Here is a 20,732-nt window from a genome sequence, read left to right on the forward strand (position 1 = left end):
GCATTATCTCCTTTTGTAAATTATAAAGAAATTATTAAAACATATCTAATTTTAAAATATCTTAAAATTAAAATTTAATGATTAATTTTTTTGAGAGCTTGTGTATTTAATATAATTTTTTGCACAAAGATAAAAATTTTTTAACTTTTATCTTGCTTGTTAAAATAATTTTTAATCTTTTGCACAAATTTTTCTTTAGGTTTGATTACACCACTTTCCTTGCCATTTGTGGCATGGTATACACTAACTCCATATTTGCTTGCATAAAATTGCATGAGTAGTTTTTGTAGTTTGTATTCGCTAGAATAATTAAACCAAGCATTATTACTTATAGCTATAATAATTTTTGAATTTTTATAATTTTGTTCTTTTGTAGCTTCGTAACAAATAGCATTGGTAATGATTTGATCATTGAGTTTGTATTTGCTTTGTAATGGTCCTTGATCAAATTCTGCTATATTGGGTAAGAAGTATTTTTGTATTGTTTTTTTGAAAAATGGAATTTCTTCTCCAAAAGGTACTAAAAAATGTTTATTGAGTATATAGCTATTGCCTCCTTTAAAAATATATGTACTATTGTAAGTTTTACCCTCTTGTATGTTAAATGCTCCAGTTATGATGATAATTTGGTATGATAGCTCTTTTAGCATTTTTTCGTATAAGGTGTTTTTGAGATTAAATGCAAAAGCGGTTTCTGGCAAGATGACGAGCTCTTTTTTTTCATTGATGGCTTGAATAATTTCTTTGATTAGATTGTCTGAATTTACAGATACATTTTCTTGAAGGAATTTTTGATCTTGAGATATATCTGTGGAGATAAGCTTATAGGATAGATTTAGCTCTTCTGATTTTTTTTCATCGTATTGAAAGCCTATAAAAAATATAATTAAGAGAATAGCAATTTTATAATATCTTGAAATATAATTTTCATGAATAATATATGCTAGTAAAAAAATACAAATAATACCACGATAACTTGGGTCAAAAAAACCATATACAGTATAAACTCCCCAATTAAGCCAATCAAAGCCTAAAGGATGAATAAAGCTTAAACAAAAAATTCCGCAAAGGCGTAAAAAATCGAATTTAAATAAATAACAAATTCTAAAGAGTATTCCATAAACTATACCTATAAGGATAATAACTATAGGTACTAAATAATTTAAGTCAAAATAAATCGAAGAAAGTCCTATCCACCAAAACCAAAGTATCCCTACAAAAAATCCTATCCAAAAATATTGCTTAGGACTTTTGCTTTTTAAAAGCAAGACTAAGCCCCAAATTGCAAGAAATGAACTGATCGCTTGGGTAAAAATATTTTCAAAAAAAGATAAATAAATACAATTTGAAAGCAAAAATGCTATAAAAAAGACTTTTATTATTTTAAAAATGGTAGAATTAGTGTTTAATTTTTTTGGAATAAAGGAAAAATATGGCAGAAAATTCAATTTTAACTTCATTGTTACCTCTTGTTGTGCTATTTGCAATTTTTTATTTTTTGGTTATAAGACCACAACAAAAACAAGCAAAAGCACATAAACAAATGCTTGAGTCTTTGCAAAAAGGAGATAAAATCATCACTAATGGCGGACTTATTTGTGAAGTCGTAAAACCAGAGGACGATTTTATCAAAGTTAAGCTTAATGAAGACAATGTTACTGCAAAAATTTCAAGAGAATTTATAGCAAAGAAAATTGATGCGTAATTCTAAAATCACTTATCGATTGGTTGTTTTTATTGCGGTATTTATTTTTGGAGTTGTTTTTTCACTCCCTTCTTTTTTGCAATCCGAGCGAGGAGTGAAAATCAATTTAGGACTTGATTTACAAGGCGGACTTTATATGCTTTTGGGTGTAGATAATCAAGAGGCTGTAAAATCTAAAATCAAATCCGTCGCTTCTTCTTTGAGTTATTCTTTTAACAAAGAGAATATTTTAAACGATGGATTAAATATTCATGATGATAGTTTGGATTTTACTTTATTAGATAATGCAGATATAGTTAAGACTGAGAATTTGCTTAAGGAAATTAATGGACTTAATGTGCAAAGAGAAGATATGCATTATACAATTTCTTTTACCTCAGAAGAGGTTAAAAGTATAGAGAATTTTGCTCTTTTGCAAGCAGTTGAGACTATTAGAAATCGTTTGGATCAATTTGGCTTAGCAGAACCAACGATTGCAAAACAAGGCGAAGATAAAATCTTAGTCGAATTGGCAGGAATTAAAACCAAAGAGGATGAACTAAGGGCTAAAGAGCGCATTACTAAAGCAGCTCATTTGCAACTCATGGAAGTGGATGATTCTAAAATGAGTCAAGCTTCTAATATGAGTGATGCTGAAGCGGCAAGCTATGGGCTTGTTTTAGTTCCTGATTCTAGAAATCCAAATTTAAAATATCCTTTAAAAAGCATTCCTATTTTAGATGGTTCTATGCTTACAGATGCTAGAGTAGGGCTTAGTGATACGAGTAATTATCCTGTTATTAATTTTACTTTAAATGCTGAAGGTTCTAAGAAATTTGCTGATTATACAGGAGCAAATGTTGGAAAGCGTTTGGCTATCGTGCTTGATAATAAAGTATATTCTGCTCCATCGATTAATGAACGCATAGGCGGTGGAAGTGGTCAAATCAGCGGGGCTTTTACTCAAGAAGAAGCACGAGATGTGGCTGTGGCTTTAAGAAGTGGGGCTTTACTGGCGCCAGTTAAACTTTTAGAGCAAAGAAGTATAGGTCCATCTTTGGGTGCTGATAGTATTAAAATGAGTATGATAGCTCTTATAGGTGCTTCGATTTTTATCGTGGTATTTATGGTGCTTTATTATGGTATGGCAGGAATTTTTGCAAATATTGCAATGCTCGTTAATGTTTTGGTTGTTGTGGCTGTAATGGCAATGTTTGGTGCAACTTTGACTTTACCAGGTATGGCAGGACTTGTTTTAACTGTAGGTATGGCTGTTGATGCCAATGTTATCATTAATGAGCGTATCAGAGAGCTTTTGCGCGAGGGTGCAAATATCAAAGCAAGTATAGAGCAAGGTTATAAAAATGCTATGAGCGCGATAATAGATTCTAATATCACCTCTCTTGTAACCTCTATAGCACTTTATGCTTATGGAACAGGTGCTGTTAAAGGATTTGCAGTGACTTTAGGAATTGGTATTGTTGTTTCTATGATTACTGCTATTTGGGGAACGCATGGAATGTTTGATTATTTTATGCGCCGTATTGAAAAAAGTAATAATACAAGATTTTGGTTTGGTTATAGGAGAAAATAATGCAGTTTTTTAGCGAAAAGAAAATTTATGATTTTATGAGAATGCGTTTTGCTGCAATTTCTCTTTCTATCGTTTTATTTTTTGGGTCTATTTATTTGCTTTGGGATAGGGGTTTGCAATTTGGTATTGACTTTAGTGGAGGTACTTTAATCCAGCTTAAATACGATACAGCAGCTCCCATTCCTCAAATTCGTGAAATCTTAGAAAAACAAGGCAGTTTTCAAAATTTATCCGTAACTGAATTTGGAAGCAAAGAAGAGATTACTATCCGTTTTTTAGGAAGCAATGATAGCTTAGGTAGTGATATAGGAGAGCATATTAGCACCCTTTTAAAAGATACGGGCAAATTTGAAGTGCGTCGCGCGGATGTTGTGGGTCCAAAAGTGGGCGATGAGCTTAGAAATAAAGGTATTATGGCTATCATTGTATCCTTAGTAGCGATTTTAATTTATATCGCAATACGCTTTGAATGGCGTTTTGCATTAGCGGCAATTATTAGCGAAATTCACGATGTTGTGATTACTTTAGGGGCGATTTCATTGTTTAAAATCGATGTAAATTTAGATACCTTGGCTGCGGTTTTAACAGTGCTTGGATATTCTTTAAATGATACAATCATCATTTTTGATAGAATTAGAGAGGGAATTAAGACGAGTAAAAAAAGCGAGCTTGCTCCTATTATTAACGAAAGTGTTTCAGCAACCCTATCTAGAACGGTATTAACTTCAGGTCTTACTTTGGCCACTGTTGTCATACTTTATTTTTTTGGCGGAGAGATGATACAAGGATTTTCTTTGGCTTTGATAGTGGGTATTGTTGTAGGAACTTTAAGTTCTATTTTTGTAGCTAGTCCGACTTTACTTTGGTTTAAATTCAGTGTTATTGATTTTAGAAATAAAGAGCTTGAAAAACTTAAAAGAAAGCAAGAAAAAGAACGCAATCGTGCAATGTATGAAAAAGGAACGGTTTAAAGGAATATTATGGCTTATGATGCAAATTTAATAGAAAAAAGATGGCAAGAAATTTGGGACAAAAATGAGTATTTTGAACCCAAAGATGATTTAACCCTACCTAAAAAATATATTTTATCTATGTTTCCTTATCCAAGTGGTCGTATACATATGGGACATGTGAGAAATTATAGTATAGGTGACGCTATTGCTAGATATTATCGCAAGATAGGTTATAATGTTTTACATCCTATCGGTTTTGATAGTTTTGGTATGCCCGCTGAAAATGCAGCTATTAAGCACAAAATTCATCCAAAATCTTGGACTTATGAGAATATAGCCTATATGAAAAATGAACTTTTTTCTTTAGGGTTTTCTTTTTCAAAAAAAAGAATGCTTGCAACCTCTGATCCGCTTTATACAAAATTTGAACAAGAATTTTTTATCAAAATGTATGAAAAAGGTTTGATTTATACCAAAGAAGCGAATGTAAATTGGTGCGAGCAAGATCAAACCGTTTTGGCAAATGAGCAAGTAGAAGATGGAAAGTGTTGGCGTTGTGGACATGAAGTGGTTCAAAAAAAGATGCCAGGGTATTATGTAAAAATTACAGCCTATGCAGAGGAACTTTTAAGCGAACTTGAAAATTTAAAAGATAAGTGGCCTTCTCAGGTTTTAACCATGCAAGAAAATTGGATAGGTAAAAGTGAAGGTTTGGAATTTTCTTTAAATTTAGACAAAGAAAGCTTGGAAAAAACAAAGACACAATCTTTTGAAGTTTTTACTACTCGCGCAGATACTATTTATGGTATTTCTTATGTAGCTTTAGCACCTGAACATAAAATTGTGCAAAATTTAATACAAGCAAATTGTTTAGATGATGAAAAAGTAGAACAAATTAAAAATATGCAAAAACAAAGCGCTAGGGAAAGACAAATAGCTGATAAAGAAGGGTGTTTTTTAGGAATTTACGCTATCCATCCTTTGACTCAAGAAAAACTCCCTGTTTGGGTGGCAAATTTTGTTTTAGCTGATTATGGTAGTGGGGCTGTAATGGCTGTTCCAGCTCACGATGAGAGAGATTTTGAATTTGCTAATAAATACAAACTTGAAATCAAGCAAGTGATTGAGTGTGAAGATGCACAGCTTCCTCATGTTCAAAAAACAGGAAAGCTTATCCAAAGTGGTGAATTTAATGGGTTTGATTGCAATGAAGTAAGAGCGAGAATTATTTCAAAATTTGAAGATGAAAAGTTAGGAAAAAGGGTTATTAATTTTAAAATTCGCGACTGGGGAGTTTCTCGCCAAAGATACTGGGGTGCTCCTATACCTATGGTAAAATGCAAAAATTGTGGGATTGTGCCTCAAAAAATTGAGAATTTACCTATTACCTTGCCTGAAGATATTCAAATCACAGGAGAGGGCAATCCGCTTGAAAAACATCCTATTTGGAAAAATTGTACTTGTCCAAAATGTGGACAAGAAGCACAAAAAGAAAGCGATACTTTGGATACTTTTTTTGAAAGTTCATGGTATTTTGCACGCTTTGCAAGTGATGAAAAAACATGGCAAGAAAAGGCTTTGGATAAAGAAAGTGTGAAGTATTGGATGAATGTTGATCAATATATAGGTGGCATAGAGCATGCCATTTTACATTTGCTTTATGCAAGATTTTTTCAAAAAGTTTTAAAAGATTTAGGCTATTTAGAGGATAATGAGCCTTTTGCTAGACTTTTAACTCAAGGTATGGTTTTAAAAGATGGTGCCAAAATGTCTAAATCCAAAGGAAATGTAGTCGATCCTGATGATATTATCAATAAATACGGAGCCGATACTGCAAGACTTTTTATCCTTTTTGCTGCACCTCCTGTTAAAGAACTTGAATGGAATGATGATGCGGTTGAGGGGGCTTATAGGTTTATTTGTAGGCTTTATGATAGGGCTCAAAATGTAAGAGCTGGGGAGCTTTTAGAATTTAAGCATGATGATTTAAATAAGGAAGAAAAATACGCTAGATTGAAAGTGTATGAAGCTTTGAAAAAATCTTTTGAAGTTTATACTCAAAGCTTTGCTTTTAATACCCTAATCGCTGCTTGTATGGAAGCGCTTAATGCTTTAGCTCCTTGTAAAAATGAAGCTTTAGAACAGGAAGCTTTTTATATTATCTTAAATATTTTAGAACCTATTATTCCTCATGTGTGCTTTGAATTAAGTGATAAGCTTTTTAAATGTGAGAATTTTAAGGTTTTAAATTTAAAAGAAGAAGTTTTTGTAAAAGATAGTTTAAATTTAGGCATCAGCGTAAATGGCAAAAAGCGTGGAGAAATTGAAGTTTCAAGCTCGGCAAGTCAAGATGAAATTTTAGAGCTAGCAAAGCAAAAAGTTTCAAAATGGCTAGAGGGTAAAAACATAGTTAAAGAGATTTATGTAGAGGGAAAACTGGTAAATTTGGTGATAAAATGAAAGGAATTTTATTTTTTATCGTAGCTTTGTTTTTAGGGGCGTGTGGTTATGTTCCAACTTCAAAAGTAGCGGATAATATTTTTGATGATAAAGTATATGTGAATGTGGAATTAAGCCTTCAAGATCCTAGAAACAGTATTTTCGTAGCCGATACGCTTAAAGAGATGGTTATTTCAAAATTGGGACGAAGATTGGCTTTAAAACATGAGGCAGATGATGTGATCAATGTTAGGATGAATAATCTTGAATTTATCCCTTTAATCTATGATCAAAATGGTTATGTTGTAAGCTACAAAGCCAAACTTAATCTAGAATTTAAAGTGGTATTTAAGGATGGTAGCGTCGAACATTTTAATACAAGTGGAAGCTATAATTTTGATATATCACCTAACAGTATTATCAGTGATACAGCGCGCTACGAAGCTATACGCTCAGCTTCTAGCGAAGCTTTTGATGAATTTATTTCAGTAATAGCTATCAAGGGACAAAAGCGTGCTGCCCAATATTAATGAAATAGCAAAAGAAACTTTAATCACACTTAAGGATAGAAAGCTTCGTCCTACCCCTGAAAATTATACAGAAATTTTTGAAGAGCTTTCTAAAAAATATGGTTTAATAAGCTCAAATAAAGCCAAGCTTGAAAAATATAAAGCTTTGCTTTTACCAAACTATCAACAAGAGTTAAATTCTAAATCCATCCGTACTTTAGAAGAATTAATAAGCTTTTTAATCTCCGCATTAAATAGACAAAATGGAAAGCAATTTAGTGAATTTTTCGATTTTTTGGCTACCTTATCTAAAAGTTTGCAAGTAAGTAAAGATAAAAAAATCAGAGACTTGGCTAAAATTACTTCTATTAGAATTTCAAAAACTATGGACAGCGAAAGTATTTATTTGCTTTCTAAAAAATGGAAAGAATTTGAAAAAAATTATAACGAAAATGATTTAGAAGGTGGATTAAGAAGATATGGCATCGCAAAATATGATGATTTTGATACCGTGGTTAAAAAACTTTTAAATAAGTTAGAAGAAAGAAGTTTAGAAGTTTTTGCTGAACTTTTGGCCTCTTGTTTGAATCCATCTTTGGTTGAGGATCTTAAAATTCATGGTTTTGCACAAAATTTACTTCAAAAACCCTTTCTTTTAAGTGAAAGCGGTTTTAAAAATGAACTTTTAGAATTTGTCAATCGTCGTGTGATGGTTGATAATATGTATGTGCAAAAAAATTTAAATTTTTTTAATGATAACTTGAAAAAGATTTATGAACTTTTTATGCTGTTAAACAAGTCCAATGAGCAAAATATGGATTTTATAAATACCTTAAAACCCGATAAACAAGGGGAAATAAAACTTAGTTTTGAACTTTTAAAACAAAAATTTATACAACTTAATGAGAGGATTAATTCTTTAAATGCACAAATTGAATTTACGCAAAATTTAGAAGAGCGTGAATCTTGGAGTGTTTTAAAAGAGCTTGAGAGATTGGATGAAAATTACAATAAATATAAAGTTAATTATTCTTTAGCATTATTTTCTATAAAAAATTATCGTTTTATTATGGAAAGGTATGGGGTAGGTAGCTTAAATGAAATTTTTGTGCGTTTTAAAAAAATTTTAAAAGATAATTGCTCTGAATTTGATGAGCTTTGGATGATAGATGAAAAGAGTTATCTTATTATTTCACCTGGAAGAAATAAAGAAAAAGTGGCACAGCTTGTCCGAGAAAATTTAAAGACTATTGAAAATTTTCGTTTTATTTATAAGCAAGATATTATTACTCCAAAAATTATCACAGCTTATTTGGATAAGCAAAGTAAGCCCCATGCTAATATTTTAGAAGAATTAATGAATCAAATTTCAAATTTAGATGAAAGAAACAATGCAAAAGATCAGTAAGGTTGATGAATTTTTAGTACAAAAAAGTACAAATTATGACAAGATCGATCGTTTTGTTATGTTTAGAATGTATGAAAAATATAAAACAAATTTTTCGATTAAACCCATTGTGCATATTATAGGAACCAATGGAAAAGGAAGTACGGGTAGATTTTTAACCCAGCTTTTAGAAGGCTTGGGTTTTAAAGTGGGGCATTATACCAGTCCGCATATTTTTGAATTTCGTGAGCGCTTTTATAAAAATGGAGATATTATTAGCGAAAATGATTTAGAGCTCGCGCATGAAAATTTGTTAGATATTTTTAAGGATAATTTAAAAAAACTTAGCTATTTTGAATATGCTACTTTTTTAGCAGTCGAGCTTTTTAAAGATTGTGATTATGCGATTTTTGAAGCAGGAGTTGGGGGTGAATATGATGCAACTTCTGTTTTTGATAAAAGCTTGAGTATTTTTACAAAGGTGGGATTTGATCATACTCAAATTTTAGGAGATAGTTTAGAAAAGATTACTAGAACAAAATTTAAAGTTATGGCAAAACAAGCTTTGATTTCAAGCGAGCAAGATGAAAGAGTTTTGCAAATGGCTCAAAAAATAGCATTTTTAAAAAATACAAAATTATATTTTTCATGGCAGTTAAAGGATGAAAATTTAATGCAATTAAATGAGTATGTTCAAAAATACGATTTGCCTGAATTTTTAAGACACAATTTAATTTTAGCCTTAAATGCATTAGAAATATTACTTTCTAAAGAAAAACTTAGTCAAGCTTTGTTAAAATTAGGAAAATTAAATTTAAAGGGACGCTGTGAGCAAATTGCGCCCCATTTGTATGTGGATGTGGGTCATAATGTTATGGCTGCTAGCGCCCTGTGTAAAAAATTTAGTGGCGAAAAGCTTGTTTTAATCTACAATTCTTATCTTGATAAAGATATTTTTGAGATTTTAAAAACATTAAAGCCTATTATTGATACAATAAAAATATATAAATATGTAAGTTTAGAAAGAAGATTGGCTAATGATAAAATTTATCAAGTTGCCAATGCTTTAAATCTTAAGTGTGAAGAATTTGTTTCTTTAGATGAAAAGAAAAAAACTTTAGTTTTTGGTTCTTTCGCTTTAGTCGAAAGTTTTTTAAAGGAGTGGAGTGATAAAAAATAAATTTACCATCACTATTACAGATATTAATGGTTCAAGGCATTTTTATTTAAATCAGATCATTAAAAAAATCGTTCTTTATGTAGTAGCTTTTATATTTTTGTTTTTAATTTTTAGCGGTTTTTATATTAAATATCTTGATAGCAAACTGAGTGATATTAGTACTAAAAGAGAAGAGCTTTTAGCAAAAAGCAAGGAATTAGAACTTGCTAATGCGCAAATGCAAAAAAATGTTGAAGAAAAAGCAAAGCAATATGCAGCTATAGAAGATAAGATTGCTTCTTTTGAAGAAGCTTTGGGCTTAGAAGCTGAAAATAATCTTACTATTACAGATAGGCTTGATAATTTAAAGCTTACAAATGAGCAGCAAATTGGGATTTTAGGACAAATTCCTAATGGATGGCCTATTGAAAATAAAGGCGTTACGGGAAATTTTGGATGGAGGGAACACCCTCTTTTGAAAAGAAGAGAATTTCATCCAGGTATTGATTTAAGAGCAGCGATAGGTACGCCTATATATGCACCTGCTAGTGGGGTGGTTGAGTTTTCAGGATATAGTGACAATGGTTATGGGTATAATGTGATTTTGCTACATAATTTTGGCTTTAAAACTGTTTTTGCTCATATGGTGAGAAAAGATGTTGTTAAAGCAGGCCAGTTTGTCAATAAGGGGCAACTGATAGGCTATACTGGCAACACAGGACTTTCAACAGGTCCGCATTTGCACTATGAAGTAAGGTTTATTAATAAAACCTTAGAACCTTTATATTTTTTAAATTTAGAAAGAAAAAATATGAATGAGTTTTTTAATCAAGAAAGGAGAGTTCCATGGCAATCTTTAATAAAAGCGGTAACGGCACAGCACTTAGCTCCAGTTCCGAAACAACAGTAATTTCATCAGGTGCTAGAATAGAGGGTGAATTTTATTTTGCTTCTATGCTTCATGTGGATGGAGAGCTTAATGGTATAGTGCATTCTGAAAGCATAGTAGTTATAGGAAAAAATGGGAATTTAAAAGGTGAGCTTAAGGCTGATAAGATAGTTGTTAATGGCTGCTTTGAAGGCGATTTGGAGGCAGATAGCCTTGAAATTTTAGCAGGTGGCGTGGTTAGCGGGAATATCAGCATTAAAGACTTAGCTATAGAAAATGGCGGTCGTTTTAATGGGACTAGTAAAATAAAGCAAGAAGAGCCTGTAAGGTTGTTAGAGAATAGCTCAGAATAATGCAAGCAAATTTTTTTGAGTATTTACAAGATTCAAATATAGCACAATTAGTGCTTTGCGAAGATGATAAAGAATCTTTTTTGCTTTCTCAAGTTGCTCTTTTTAAGGATCTAAAAACCTTTGTTTTACCTGATTTTAGAGCTGAATTCGGAGATGATTTAAGGGCTTTTTCCAAGGAGCTTTTTGAGCTTTGCAAGGTTTTAAATGCTTATCACAAGGAAAAAGATACTAAAATTCTTATTTCCCCTTTGTCTACCATACTTAAAAAATTACCCGGTCAAAAACATTTAAAAAATTACAAACTTTCTAAGAAAAATGTTTTTAATTTAAGTGAATTTAAAAATGAGCTCAACAAGCTTGGATATGAATTTGTGGATATGGTTCAAGATAAGGGTGAGGTAAGTATACGCGGAGAGATTATTGATATATTTTGTATCAATGAAGAATTACCTACTAGGGTTTTGCTTTTTGGAGATGAGTTAGAAAGCATTAGAAAATTTGATCCTATGAATCAAAAATCATTTCCCAAAGAATATGAAGAACTTGAAATTTGTCCTTTTTTGACATATTTTTCTGAGGAAAATTATGAAAATTTTAAAGACAAATTAGAAAATTTCAATAGCGATGTTTTGATTAATGATATTAATTCTTTAGGATTTTGGTGTATTGATGATTTTTGTGATTATTTAGAACTTGATTTTATAAGTATCAAAAAATTCAATCAAGAAGAATGGGATAAAGATCTTAGCAAAATCAATGCTAAAATTATACCCCAATCCTCTGTTTATAAGGATTTAAAAAGTTCTTACAATAAAGACTTCTTTTCTTTGCAACAAAATAAAAAAATTACGATTTTGGCTAAAAATGAAGCTTTGTTTAAGGCTTTAGAGCTTGAAAATACACAAAATATTTCTTTTCAAAAAAGCGATTTGATCCTTAATTTAATTAGCAATCAAGAACTTATCATCTCATTAAATCATAAAGAAAAACAAAAATATAAGCGTAAAGCAAATTTGATTATAGATGAGTTAAAAATTGGTGATTTTATCGTTCATGAGGATTATGGTGTGGGTAAATTCTTAGGTCTTGAAATGATTAGCATTAGTGAGGCTAAGAAAGAATTTGTTGCCATTGAATATCAAAATAGCGATAAACTTCTTTTACCGGTTGAAAATCTTTATATGATAGATAAGTATTTAGGAGCTAGTGGAGGCATACCGCTTTTAGATCGCTTGGGAAAAATGACTTTTATCAGGCTAAAAGAAAGGCTAAAAACCAAGCTTTTGGCTATTGCTTCTGAGATTGTTATTATGGCGGCTAAAAGAGCTTTAATTAAACCAAAAGAAATCAAGATAGATTATGCAGATCAAGCTTATTTTGTTTCAAAAGCTGGATTTTCTTATACACAAGATCAAAATAAGGCTTGTGAAGAAATTTTAAACGATTTTGAAAACGGCAAAGTGATGGATAGACTTTTAAGCGGTGATGTGGGTTTTGGTAAAACCGAAGTTGCGATGAATGCTATTTATCCCGTGGTAAAAAGCGGTTTTTGTGCTTTTTTCTTTGCGCCTACCACGCTTTTATCTCATCAGCATTATAAGAGTTTAAAAAAGCGTTTTGAGCCTTTTGGCATTGAAGTTTTTAAACTGGATCGCTTTACAAGCACTAAAGAGAAAAAAACTTTAATGTTAAATTTAGAACAAAACAAAGCCTGCGTGGTGATTGGCACCCACGCACTTTTAAATGTAGAATGTGAAAATTTAGCCCTTGTTATCATTGATGAGGAGCATAAATTTGGAGTAAAACAAAAAGAAAAATTAAAAGAATTAACCCAAAATTCTCATCTTTTATCTATGTCTGCTACTCCTATACCAAGGAGTTTAAATCAAGCTTTAAGCTCTATAAAATCTTATAGTGTTTTACAAACCCCTCCAGAAGATAGGCTTGATGTTAGAACCTTTGTGAAAGAAAATGATGATGCGCTTTTAAAAGAGGCTATAACAAGAGAATTAAGACGCGGCGGACAAATTTTTTATATACACAATCATATTGCAAGTATAGAGCAATGTAAAAAACATTTACTTGATTTATTTAAAAATTTAAGGATTTTGATTTTGCATTCTAAAATTGATGCGAAGATTCAAGAAGAAGAAATGCTTAAATTTGAAAACAAAGAATACGATTTACTTTTAAGCACTTCTATTGTTGAAAGCGGTATTGATCTGCCTAATGCAAATACTATGATAGTCGAAAGAAGTGATAGATTTGGAATGGCTGATTTGCACCAATTACGCGGCCGTGTAGGCAGGAGTGATAGGCAGGGGTATTGTTATTTTTTAGTTGAAAATAAAGAAGAACTTACTCAAGATGCACTTAAGCGTCTTGTTTCTTTAGAGAGTAATTCTTATTTAGGAGCAGGTTCAGTTTTAGCTTATCATGATCTTGAAATTCGCGGAGGTGGAAATTTGCTAGGTATCGATCAAAGCGGACACATAGAGCAAATTGGACTTAGCTTGTATCTTAAAATGCTAGAAGATGAGTTAAATGCACTTACTAAAAAAGAAAGCTTTGAAGAGAAAAAAATAGACTTAAAACTTACCATCAATGCTTTTTTAAATTCAGAACTTATCAATGAAGATCGTTTAAGATTGGAGCTTTATCGTAGACTTAGTAAATGTAAAAATATAGATGAAGTCTATGAAATTGAAGGTGAGATAGAGGATCGCTTTGGGAAACTTGATCTTTATACGAAGCAATTTTTAATGCTGATTATAATTAAAATTTTAGCTTTGGGGAAATTTAAAACCATAAGCAATTTTGAGCAAAATATACAATTTGTAAAGATCAATGATGAAAAAGAGTTTATTAAAGCAAGAAGCAAAGATGATGATGATATTATAGAAGCAGTTTTAACGCATTTAAGGAAAGATAAATAAATGATTGACTGGGATAAAACTTATGCGGCAATTTATAGATCTAGAAAAGATTATTTAAAACCCATTATAGATCTTGATAATATCAGCTTAAATGATTTATTGGGCATGGAAGAACAAAAAAATGTCCTTTATCAAAATACTTTAAATTTTATCCATAATAAAGGAGCAAATCACGCACTTTTATGGGGTGCTAAGGGTACGGGTAAATCAAGCTTGATTAAGGCTATTTTTAATGAATTTAAAGACAAAGGCTTAAGGCTTGTAGAGTTAGCTAAAGATGATTTATTTGCTTTAGTTGATATTATCGATGAGTTAAGAGAACAGCCTTTTAAATTTATATTATTTTGTGATGATTTTTCCTTTGAAAAAAACGATGATAGTTATAAATTTTTAAAGCCCTTGTTAGAGGGTAGTATAGAAGCACCTCCGCAAAATATTATTATTTATGCGAGTTCTAATAGACGCCATTTATTAAGTGAAAGTATGAGTGATAATCAAGGAGTTCAAGTTGCTCATACAGAGCTTCATGCAAGCGATGCGGCTGAGGAGAGATTGAGTTTAAGCGATAGATTTGGCCTTTGGCTTAGTTTTTATCAAGGAAATTTAAACGAGTATTTAAAGCTTGTTGATTTTTATTTTAAAGATATAAAATGCGATAAAGAGCTTTTGCATAAAAAAGCAAAAGAATTTGCAAATTTAAGAGCAAGTAGAAGTGGAAGAACTGCAAAGCAATTTTATTTAGCCTTTAAGGAGAGTATTGAATGAATGGAGCTGATATTTTTAAAAAACTTCTTGCTTGCAATTTGGATTTTAAAGAATTTGATTGGCTTGAGAATCAAGGCTTGAGCGATTTTGAGCTTTTAATTTCTGTGATTTTAACCCAAAATACAAAATGGGATAATGTCTTAAAGGCGTTAAATAACTTAAAAAATGCGCGAATTTCAAGCTTAGAGCAGCTTTCAAATTTATCCAATCTAGAGCTTGCTACTCTGATAAAACCAAGTGGATTTTACAATACCAAAGCTAAACGCTTAAAAGAGTTAGCAAATAAGATTTTAGATACTTATAGCAATATAGAAAATTTTAAGAAAAATGTAGATCGAGAATGGCTTTTAAATACTAAAGGTTTAGGCTTTGAAAGCGTGGATAGCATTTTAAATTATCTTTGCAAAAGAGAAATTTTGGTTGTGGATAGCTATACGCAAAGATTGGCTACACATTTGGGTTATGAATTTGAAAATTATGAAGAATTGAGAGAATTTTTTGAAAGCGGCATAGAAAACGAGCAAGAAAATTTGTGTCAAATTTTAGAAAAAAAATACGAGCTTTTTGAACTTTATCAAATTTTCCATGTTGCGATTATTGCTTTTGGAAAAGTTGCCTTCAAGGGAGTAAAATTGACTTTAGAGGGTGAAAATTTGATTCAAAATTTAAAGGAAGAATAATGAAAGCAAAAGGAAGTGATTTAATTCCTGTATTGAGTATAGCTGGAAGTGATTGTAGTGGTGGGGCTGGCATACAAGCTGATCTTAAAACTTTTAGTGCTCACAATCTTTTTGGTATGAGTGTTGTTTTGAGTGTGGTAGCTGAAAATACAGCAAGAGTGATTTCAGTTCATGACATACCCGCTCAAAGCGTGGATGAGCAAATGCTTGCTGTTTTTGAAGATATAGTGCCAAAGGCTACTAAAATAGGAATGATAGGAACTTGTGAGCTGATGGAGTGCGTGGCTAGAAATTTAGAAAAATTCAAACCCCAAAATATAGTTATCGATCCTGTGATGTTTGCAAAAAATGGTTTTGCTTTAATGCCACAAGAAAATTGTGATTTTTTTAAAAAAACCATAGTGAAATTTGCAGATATTCTTACGCCTAATATCCCAGAAGCGGAATTTCTTTGCGATTTTAAAATAAAAAATGAAGAAGATATGATAAAAGCGGCTAAATATTTATGTACGCAAGGAGCAAAAGCTGTTTTGCTTAAAGGGGGGCATAGTGAAGAAAATGCCAATGATGTGCTTTTTGATGGTAATGAAATTTTTATTTTAAAAGGCGAACGCATAGAAACAAAAAACACTCATGGTACAGGTTGTACACTCTCTTCGGCAATTGCTAGTAATTTAGCCTTGGGAAAAGATTTGTATAATGCTGTAAGTGAGGCAAAAGAATATGTAAGAAATGCGATTTATTATTCTTTAAATTTAGGGAAGGGCTGTGGGCCAACTAACCATTTTTTCAGGTTTTTAAATGAAAAATGATTTAGATCTTAGTCTTTATCTTGTAGCAAGTCGTGGAAAAAAAAGTGACGAGCTTTTTTTAAACACGCTTGAAGAAGCGATAAAGGGTGGAGTAAGTATAATCCAACTTCGTGAAAAAGAATTAAGTTCAAGAGAATTTTACAAGCTTGGCTTGAAAGTACAAAAGCTTTGCAAGGAGTATGAAATACCCTTTTTAATCAATGATAGAATCGATATCGCCTTGGCTTTAGATGCTGATGGGGTGCATTTAGGGCAAGAGGATTTAGAAGTGCGCTTTGCAAGAAAAATTTTAGGTAAAGAAAAAATCATAGGCTTAAGTCTTAAGAACTTAGAACAATTAAAAGATATTGACGGGGCTGATTATTTAGGTTGTGGTGCGATTAAGGCTACTCCAACTAAAGAAAGTTTTGTTATAAGTTTTGAAACCTTGAGTCAAATTTGCGAAAAAAGCCCTATAGGCGTGGTAGCAATAGGCGGGATTGATAAAGAGCTGATTAAAGAACTAAAGGGCATTAAAATAAGTGGCATTGCAGTAGTTAGAGCCATAATGGATGCGCAAAATGCTTATTTGGCAGCTAAAGAGCTTAGGCAAGAAATGAATGAAAATTTATCTTTTAAATGAGACTGTTTTTGAGGGTGTGGAAAATCTTGTTTTAAATGAGATAGTTTTTTACGATTTTGGTGTCAATTTAGATGAATTTGATGCTTTACTTTGTACTTCAAAAAATGCCCTAAAAGCTTTAAAAAAAACAAAAAATAGTTTAAATTTAGATATTAATGTATATGCAGTAGGGCAAAACACTGCTCAATTTGCTAAGGATATGGGTTTTAAAAAGGTTCAATTTGCGCCAAAATCTTATGGAAGTGAGCTTTTTAATCATTTTAAAGAGGAATTAAAAAACCAAAAATGCCTTTATTTAAGGGCTGAAAATATAGCTTCTACTTTAAATTTAGATCTTAGAACTTATGGGGTAGATTTACAAGATATCATTGTTTATAAGAATGTTTTTAAAAAAAGCAAGCAAACAATCCTTCATCCTGCTATTTTTATTTTTACTTCTCCTTTGAGTGTGGAAAATTTTTTTAAACAATATGATTTAAAAAAGGAAGATAAGGTCATAGCAATAGGGCAGAGCACAGCAAAAAAACTTACTCATCTAGATAATCTTTTTATAAGTTCTAAACAGGATTTAAAAGAGTGTGTGAAATTGGCTAAAAGTCTTATTTAGTTTGATTCCAAAATGATTCTTTTGTATGCAAGATAAAGGTTTTATTTATTAAAATTTCATCATTGACATTTTTTTGTGTATTTAACGCTATACTCATATGCGCGATTATGATACCATCTTGGCTTAAATTTGCATCTTTGTTGATCGCTTGAAATTTGAAATTTTTACACTGGGCTATGGGATAGTGGTATTGTATTTTGATTTTATCGTTTAAATTAGGATAGTGAAGCGTGATAGAATCTAAACATTCCTTTCCGTCTAATTTAGCTTGATAAAGTAAATATTTAACGAGTTTCTCATCGGCTAAAATTTGGGCTTGTAAATAATAATAAGCATCTTTTACAAATCTTGGTATATAACTTGAAGTGGTGATATTTAAACTAAGCCATATCCCTAAAGCACTGATTAAAAATACCAAGGATAGTAAAATATAGGCTCGTTTCATATGAATAACCTTTTTGTAAGGCAATATTCTTGCTCTTGTTCTTTTAAACATATTTTAAGTTTTTGTTTTTCTATTTCAAATAAGCTTACATTATCCATAAATATAGAATATTGCTCAAGCTGATTATTAAAATAAGGATAGAGCTCATAATGAATTTTATCTTCTTTAAGAAATAATTTTATTCTAGCTTGGATAGGGATAAATTTACCCTTAAAAGAAGCAGTGATATTATTTTCTGAATGAATGAATATTTTTTTAATTTCTTTATTTACTAAAGCATAAATGATATTTTGCTCATCATTATACAATTCTTTTCGATTTTGAAGTTGAAGTTTAAAATTACTATTGGGAGAATATAAACTTGTATTGTTTTCTAAAATAAGGCTAGAATTTAATAATTTTTCTTTATTATCATCAAGATATAATAAATCATCTTTAAGCAAACAGCTTATATGATTTGGCTCAAAAGTAATATTAGTGCAAGTTTGAAGCAATTTTTCTAATCTTAACACACTTAAATGAGTTTTTAGTATCAAATCTTTCATTTTTAATTGTTGATTGTTTAAATAATAAAATTCCCACAATGTCCTTGATAGAAAAAGTGCTAAAAATCCGATTAGAATTAATACAAGAATAGTTTCAAAAAGACTAAAAGCTTTATTCATCGTAAAAATATAGGGAGTAATCTTGATTTTGAATATGTAATTTTTTAAATTGAAAGATATTATCATTTACAAAGTTTTCTTTAAAATCAAAAGTTTTTAAATTCTGTATATGAAGTTTTATATCTCTTTGATGAGGATCGGTATAAAGTTTATCTTGCAGTGTGTATAATCTTTCAAAATAATTTAAATAATCATGATTGTCATTTAGCTGATAAAATAATTTAGAAATACTTGTAAAAATTAATCCTAGGATAATTATATAAAGAATTAATTCTAAAAGCGAGAATGCAACTTTCATGTTGCACTAGCATTAAGAGCCTCAAAAAAAGTCCCACGGATACCTTTTTGCTCTAATACTTTAATCCCTTTTATGGTAACACCTGCAGGCGAGCAGATATTTTCCTTAATGATGGCTGGGTGCTCGTTTTCTAGCAAGGCTGCAGCACTTTTAAAAAGCGAACGAGTGAGATTTAAACTCAGCTCTTTTGATAATCCTTCATACACGCCAGCATTAGCAATGCTTTCAGCTACTAATGCTAAAAAAGCAGGAGCGCAACCGCTTATAGCCATGGCAGCATTCATTTGTTTTTCTTCGTTTAACTTATAAGCTTTGCCAAAAGTATTTAAAATTTCTATGACTTCATCTTTAAAATTTGAATTTTTTAAAACATAAGGAGTTGTGGAAGCTTTATATTTAGCTGCTGTATTTGGCATTATCCTTGCATAATTTTGGGCTTGGATAAGTTTTAATTTATCAAAATCCGTATTGGCTAAAACTGAAATTAAAATTTTTGCCTTGCCTTTTAAATTTGCTGCGACACTTTCTAAGGCATAAGGTTTAAAAGCTAAGATAATATTTTTATTTTCTATATTAAAATCTTTATAGAGTAAAGTTTTAAAACCTTCTTTTTCTAAAATTTGAAGCTTTTCTAAATTTCTACCGACTATATAGATATTATAAGAATCTTTTAATCCATAAGCCAAAGCTTGCGCCATCGCACCATTAGCAAGTATATATAAATCAGCTTTCATTACTTCTTAATATAATTTGCAATTTGATCCGCTTGAAAAAAGTTAGGATAAGCTACAGTATCTAAGATTACTTGCACCATGGAATTATTATCAAGATTAATAACCACAGGAGCTAGGAAATTTACAGTAGATTCTTCTATACTTTTAGCAATTGCTACTATATTGAAAATTTTCATATTTGACTCTGGTGTCAAAGAAAGCAATTCTTGGTAGTATGTAGGTATCTCAAATTCATAATCTGGTCTTATAAGATAAGGATTAATAAGAACAAAAGAAAAATCTTTTCCATCAAGACTTTTAAGTCTTACAAACACTTCATCAATGGTTGAAAATTCCATATTTTTGGTTTCTTCAAAACCTAAGATAGGGCATTTAACAGCTAGTGTCATTTTTTCTCCTCGAGTTTATAATAAAATATTTTATCACAAAATAAGCAATATTAGTTCCAAAATTTAAATTTATTTATTTATTTTCACTATAATTTTAACTAGAAATAATCATAAAGCATTTAAAATAGTGTATTTAACTAAAAAATGAAAAAGGTAAAAATTAATGAAAAAAAATTTCTTTCTATGTATTTTATTGGGGATTTTATTCAGTGCTTGCAGTACAAAAAATGATGAAGGATTGTATAATTTAAGTGCAAGTGAATGGTATAAACAAATCATTAAAGATTTGCAAGATAAAGATTTGGAAAAAGCTGATGATCATTATAATGGTATGGCAAGTGAGCATATAGCAGATCCGCTTTTAGAAACAACACAAATTATCTTAGCACAAGCACATATGGATGAAGAAGAATATCAATTAGCGGAGTTTTATTTAGATGAGTATAATAAAAAATTTGGAAATTCACGCAATGCAGATTATATTCGCTATCTTAAAATCAAAGCTAAATTTGATGCCTTTGCCGTGCCAAATCGTAACCAAGCTTTAATGCTTGAAAGCCAAAAAGAAATAGATAGTTTTTTAAATGATTATCCTTATACAGAATACGAACCTTTAGTACAGACTATGTTAACTAAATTTAATTTAGCTGTATTTTATTTAAATGATACAATACAGGATTTATATGAGCGTACAGGTCATACTCAAAGTGCTGAAATTTACCAAGAAAGATTGCAAGAAAGTGAGTTTTATCAACAAAGCATTATCAAGCCAGAACTTCCTTGGTATAGAAGTATATTTGAAAAATTTTAGA

Annotated in this window: 22 protein-coding genes; 16 read left to right on the forward strand and 6 right to left on the reverse strand. The window is 30.7% G+C overall.

Features of this window, described 5'->3' with window-relative positions; translation table 11 throughout:
* Positions 1–140 precede the first annotated feature (140 nt).
* The gene (locus FOC43_RS02150; protein WP_002783373.1) at positions 141–1,460 is read right to left on the reverse strand and encodes an apolipoprotein N-acyltransferase; all 1,320 of its coding nucleotides are present in this window, start codon (positions 1,458–1,460) and stop codon (positions 141–143) included.
* Here FOC43_RS02150 and yajC point away from each other — a divergent pair.
* Genes yajC through FOC43_RS02225 form a run of 15 tightly spaced genes read left to right on the forward strand, consistent with a single transcriptional unit; the run spans position 1,433 to position 17,389 of the window.
* On the forward strand, positions 1,433–1,705 hold the full coding sequence (gene yajC, locus FOC43_RS02155; RefSeq protein ID WP_002777154.1) for a preprotein translocase subunit YajC: 273 nt from the start codon (positions 1,433–1,435) through the stop codon (positions 1,703–1,705). The genes FOC43_RS02150 and yajC overlap by 28 nt on opposite strands.
* Positions 1,698–3,278 carry a protein translocase subunit SecD gene (gene secD / locus FOC43_RS02160; protein ID WP_004283929.1) on the forward strand — a complete coding sequence of 527 codons (1,581 nt, stop codon included), beginning with the start codon at positions 1,698–1,700 and terminating at the stop codon, positions 3,276–3,278. The genes yajC and secD overlap by 8 nt, the downstream gene beginning before the upstream one ends.
* On the forward strand, positions 3,278–4,249 hold the full coding sequence (gene secF, locus FOC43_RS02165; RefSeq protein WP_002777148.1) for a protein translocase subunit SecF: 972 nt from the start codon (positions 3,278–3,280) through the stop codon (positions 4,247–4,249). Before secD ends, secF begins: the two co-directional genes overlap by 1 nt.
* 9 nt (positions 4,250–4,258) lie before the next feature.
* Positions 4,259–6,691, forward strand: coding sequence for a leucine--tRNA ligase (gene leuS, locus FOC43_RS02170; protein ID WP_004283931.1), 2,433 nt, complete (start codon positions 4,259–4,261; stop codon positions 6,689–6,691).
* Positions 6,688–7,200, forward strand: coding sequence for an LPS assembly lipoprotein LptE (gene lptE, locus FOC43_RS02175; RefSeq protein WP_002777144.1), 513 nt, complete (start codon positions 6,688–6,690; stop codon positions 7,198–7,200). Before leuS ends, lptE begins: the two co-directional genes overlap by 4 nt.
* Positions 7,184–8,587 carry a hypothetical protein gene (locus tag FOC43_RS02180; RefSeq protein ID WP_002780232.1) on the forward strand — a complete coding sequence of 468 codons (1,404 nt, stop codon included), beginning with the start codon at positions 7,184–7,186 and terminating at the stop codon, positions 8,585–8,587. Before lptE ends, FOC43_RS02180 begins: the two co-directional genes overlap by 17 nt.
* Positions 8,559–9,746, forward strand: a complete 1,188-nt coding sequence (locus tag FOC43_RS02185; protein ID WP_002791730.1) for a Mur ligase family protein — start codon at positions 8,559–8,561, stop codon at positions 9,744–9,746. The genes FOC43_RS02180 and FOC43_RS02185 overlap by 29 nt, the downstream gene beginning before the upstream one ends.
* Positions 9,733–10,635 (forward strand): peptidoglycan metallopeptidase Pgp4, encoded by a 903-nt coding sequence (pgp4, locus tag FOC43_RS02190; protein ID WP_002777140.1) that lies wholly within the window; start codon positions 9,733–9,735, stop codon positions 10,633–10,635. Before FOC43_RS02185 ends, pgp4 begins: the two co-directional genes overlap by 14 nt.
* A complete protein-coding gene (locus tag FOC43_RS02195) occupies positions 10,572–10,967 on the forward strand; it encodes a bactofilin family protein (protein WP_002791735.1) in 396 nt (131 codons plus the stop codon). Before pgp4 ends, FOC43_RS02195 begins: the two co-directional genes overlap by 64 nt.
* Entirely contained in the window at positions 10,967–13,903 is a 2,937-nt protein-coding gene (locus tag FOC43_RS02200) for a DEAD/DEAH box helicase (protein WP_002799252.1), read from the forward strand. The genes FOC43_RS02195 and FOC43_RS02200 overlap by 1 nt, the downstream gene beginning before the upstream one ends.
* Before the next feature lie 3 nt (positions 13,904–13,906).
* Positions 13,907–14,668: an ATP-binding protein gene (locus tag FOC43_RS02205; RefSeq protein ID WP_025431509.1), complete on the forward strand. Its 762-nt coding sequence runs from the start codon at positions 13,907–13,909 to the stop codon at positions 14,666–14,668.
* The gene (locus tag FOC43_RS02210; RefSeq protein ID WP_002791740.1) at positions 14,665–15,348 is read left to right on the forward strand and encodes a 3-methyladenine DNA glycosylase; all 684 of its coding nucleotides are present in this window, start codon (positions 14,665–14,667) and stop codon (positions 15,346–15,348) included. Before FOC43_RS02205 ends, FOC43_RS02210 begins: the two co-directional genes overlap by 4 nt.
* A complete protein-coding gene (gene thiD, locus FOC43_RS02215; RefSeq protein ID WP_002797568.1) occupies positions 15,348–16,160 on the forward strand; it encodes a bifunctional hydroxymethylpyrimidine kinase/phosphomethylpyrimidine kinase in 813 nt (270 codons plus the stop codon). The genes FOC43_RS02210 and thiD overlap by 1 nt, the downstream gene beginning before the upstream one ends.
* Complete coding sequence (thiE, locus tag FOC43_RS02220; protein WP_002834515.1) at positions 16,150–16,782, forward strand: thiamine phosphate synthase; 633 nt, start codon at positions 16,150–16,152, stop codon at positions 16,780–16,782. The genes thiD and thiE overlap by 11 nt, the downstream gene beginning before the upstream one ends.
* On the forward strand, positions 16,760–17,389 hold the full coding sequence (locus tag FOC43_RS02225; protein WP_002777119.1) for a uroporphyrinogen-III synthase: 630 nt from the start codon (positions 16,760–16,762) through the stop codon (positions 17,387–17,389). Before thiE ends, FOC43_RS02225 begins: the two co-directional genes overlap by 23 nt.
* Here FOC43_RS02225 and FOC43_RS02230 read toward each other — a convergent pair.
* From FOC43_RS02230 to fliW, 5 genes are read right to left on the reverse strand one after another with little or no spacing between them, the layout of a single operon-like run.
* Positions 17,382–17,834 (reverse strand): hypothetical protein, encoded by a 453-nt coding sequence (locus tag FOC43_RS02230; RefSeq protein ID WP_002777117.1) that lies wholly within the window; start codon positions 17,832–17,834, stop codon positions 17,382–17,384. The two genes, FOC43_RS02225 and FOC43_RS02230, sit on opposite strands and share 8 nt — an antisense overlap.
* Positions 17,831–18,499 carry a hypothetical protein gene (locus FOC43_RS02235; protein ID WP_002797569.1) on the reverse strand — a complete coding sequence of 223 codons (669 nt, stop codon included), beginning with the start codon at positions 18,497–18,499 and terminating at the stop codon, positions 17,831–17,833. The genes FOC43_RS02230 and FOC43_RS02235 overlap by 4 nt, the downstream gene beginning before the upstream one ends.
* Positions 18,492–18,797, reverse strand: a complete 306-nt coding sequence (locus tag FOC43_RS02240; protein WP_002834517.1) for a hypothetical protein — start codon at positions 18,795–18,797, stop codon at positions 18,492–18,494. Before FOC43_RS02240 ends, FOC43_RS02235 begins: the two co-directional genes overlap by 8 nt.
* Entirely contained in the window at positions 18,794–19,531 is a 738-nt protein-coding gene (locus FOC43_RS02245) for a pyrroline-5-carboxylate reductase (protein WP_002834520.1), read from the reverse strand. The genes FOC43_RS02240 and FOC43_RS02245 overlap by 4 nt, the downstream gene beginning before the upstream one ends.
* A complete protein-coding gene (gene fliW / locus FOC43_RS02250) occupies positions 19,531–19,920 on the reverse strand; it encodes a flagellar assembly protein FliW (RefSeq protein ID WP_002777093.1) in 390 nt (129 codons plus the stop codon). The genes FOC43_RS02245 and fliW overlap by 1 nt, the downstream gene beginning before the upstream one ends.
* A gap of 163 nt (positions 19,921–20,083) precedes the next feature.
* Between fliW and FOC43_RS02255 the strand changes: the two genes are divergently transcribed.
* Complete coding sequence (locus FOC43_RS02255; protein ID WP_002777091.1) at positions 20,084–20,731, forward strand: outer membrane protein assembly factor BamD; 648 nt, start codon at positions 20,084–20,086, stop codon at positions 20,729–20,731.
* Position 20,732 lies beyond the last annotated feature (1 nt).

Source organism: Campylobacter coli, from assembly GCF_009730395.1.
GTDB classification, from domain to species: Bacteria; Campylobacterota; Campylobacteria; order Campylobacterales; family Campylobacteraceae; genus Campylobacter_D; species Campylobacter_D coli.

Excerpts from the sequence above, each read along its gene's own strand:
- yajC (WP_002777154.1), top strand. The coding sequence starts at position 1,433 with ATGGCAGAAAATTCAATTTTAACTTCATTGTTACCTCTTGTTGTGCTA.
- FOC43_RS02150 (WP_002783373.1), bottom strand. The coding sequence starts at position 1,460 with ATGAAGTTAAAATTGAATTTTCTGCCATATTTTTCCTTTATTCCAAAA.
- secD (WP_004283929.1), top strand. The coding sequence starts at position 1,698 with ATGCGTAATTCTAAAATCACTTATCGATTGGTTGTTTTTATTGCGGTA.
- secF (WP_002777148.1), top strand. The coding sequence starts at position 3,278 with ATGCAGTTTTTTAGCGAAAAGAAAATTTATGATTTTATGAGAATGCGT.
- leuS (WP_004283931.1), top strand. The coding sequence starts at position 4,259 with ATGGCTTATGATGCAAATTTAATAGAAAAAAGATGGCAAGAAATTTGG.
- lptE (WP_002777144.1), top strand. The coding sequence starts at position 6,688 with ATGAAAGGAATTTTATTTTTTATCGTAGCTTTGTTTTTAGGGGCGTGT.
- FOC43_RS02185 (WP_002791730.1), top strand. The coding sequence starts at position 8,559 with ATGAAAGAAACAATGCAAAAGATCAGTAAGGTTGATGAATTTTTAGTA.
- FOC43_RS02195 (WP_002791735.1), top strand. The coding sequence starts at position 10,572 with ATGGCAATCTTTAATAAAAGCGGTAACGGCACAGCACTTAGCTCCAGT.
- FOC43_RS02200 (WP_002799252.1), top strand. The coding sequence starts at position 10,967 with ATGCAAGCAAATTTTTTTGAGTATTTACAAGATTCAAATATAGCACAA.
- FOC43_RS02210 (WP_002791740.1), top strand. The coding sequence starts at position 14,665 with ATGAATGGAGCTGATATTTTTAAAAAACTTCTTGCTTGCAATTTGGAT.
- thiD (WP_002797568.1), top strand. The coding sequence starts at position 15,348 with ATGAAAGCAAAAGGAAGTGATTTAATTCCTGTATTGAGTATAGCTGGA.
- thiE (WP_002834515.1), top strand. The coding sequence starts at position 16,150 with ATGAAAAATGATTTAGATCTTAGTCTTTATCTTGTAGCAAGTCGTGGA.
- FOC43_RS02225 (WP_002777119.1), top strand. The coding sequence starts at position 16,760 with ATGAAAATTTATCTTTTAAATGAGACTGTTTTTGAGGGTGTGGAAAAT.
- FOC43_RS02230 (WP_002777117.1), bottom strand. The coding sequence starts at position 17,834 with ATGAAACGAGCCTATATTTTACTATCCTTGGTATTTTTAATCAGTGCT.
- FOC43_RS02235 (WP_002797569.1), bottom strand. The coding sequence starts at position 18,499 with ATGAATAAAGCTTTTAGTCTTTTTGAAACTATTCTTGTATTAATTCTA.
- FOC43_RS02240 (WP_002834517.1), bottom strand. The coding sequence starts at position 18,797 with ATGAAAGTTGCATTCTCGCTTTTAGAATTAATTCTTTATATAATTATC.
- FOC43_RS02245 (WP_002834520.1), bottom strand. The coding sequence starts at position 19,531 with ATGAAAGCTGATTTATATATACTTGCTAATGGTGCGATGGCGCAAGCT.
- fliW (WP_002777093.1), bottom strand. The coding sequence starts at position 19,920 with ATGACACTAGCTGTTAAATGCCCTATCTTAGGTTTTGAAGAAACCAAA.
- FOC43_RS02255 (WP_002777091.1), top strand. The coding sequence starts at position 20,084 with ATGAAAAAAAATTTCTTTCTATGTATTTTATTGGGGATTTTATTCAGT.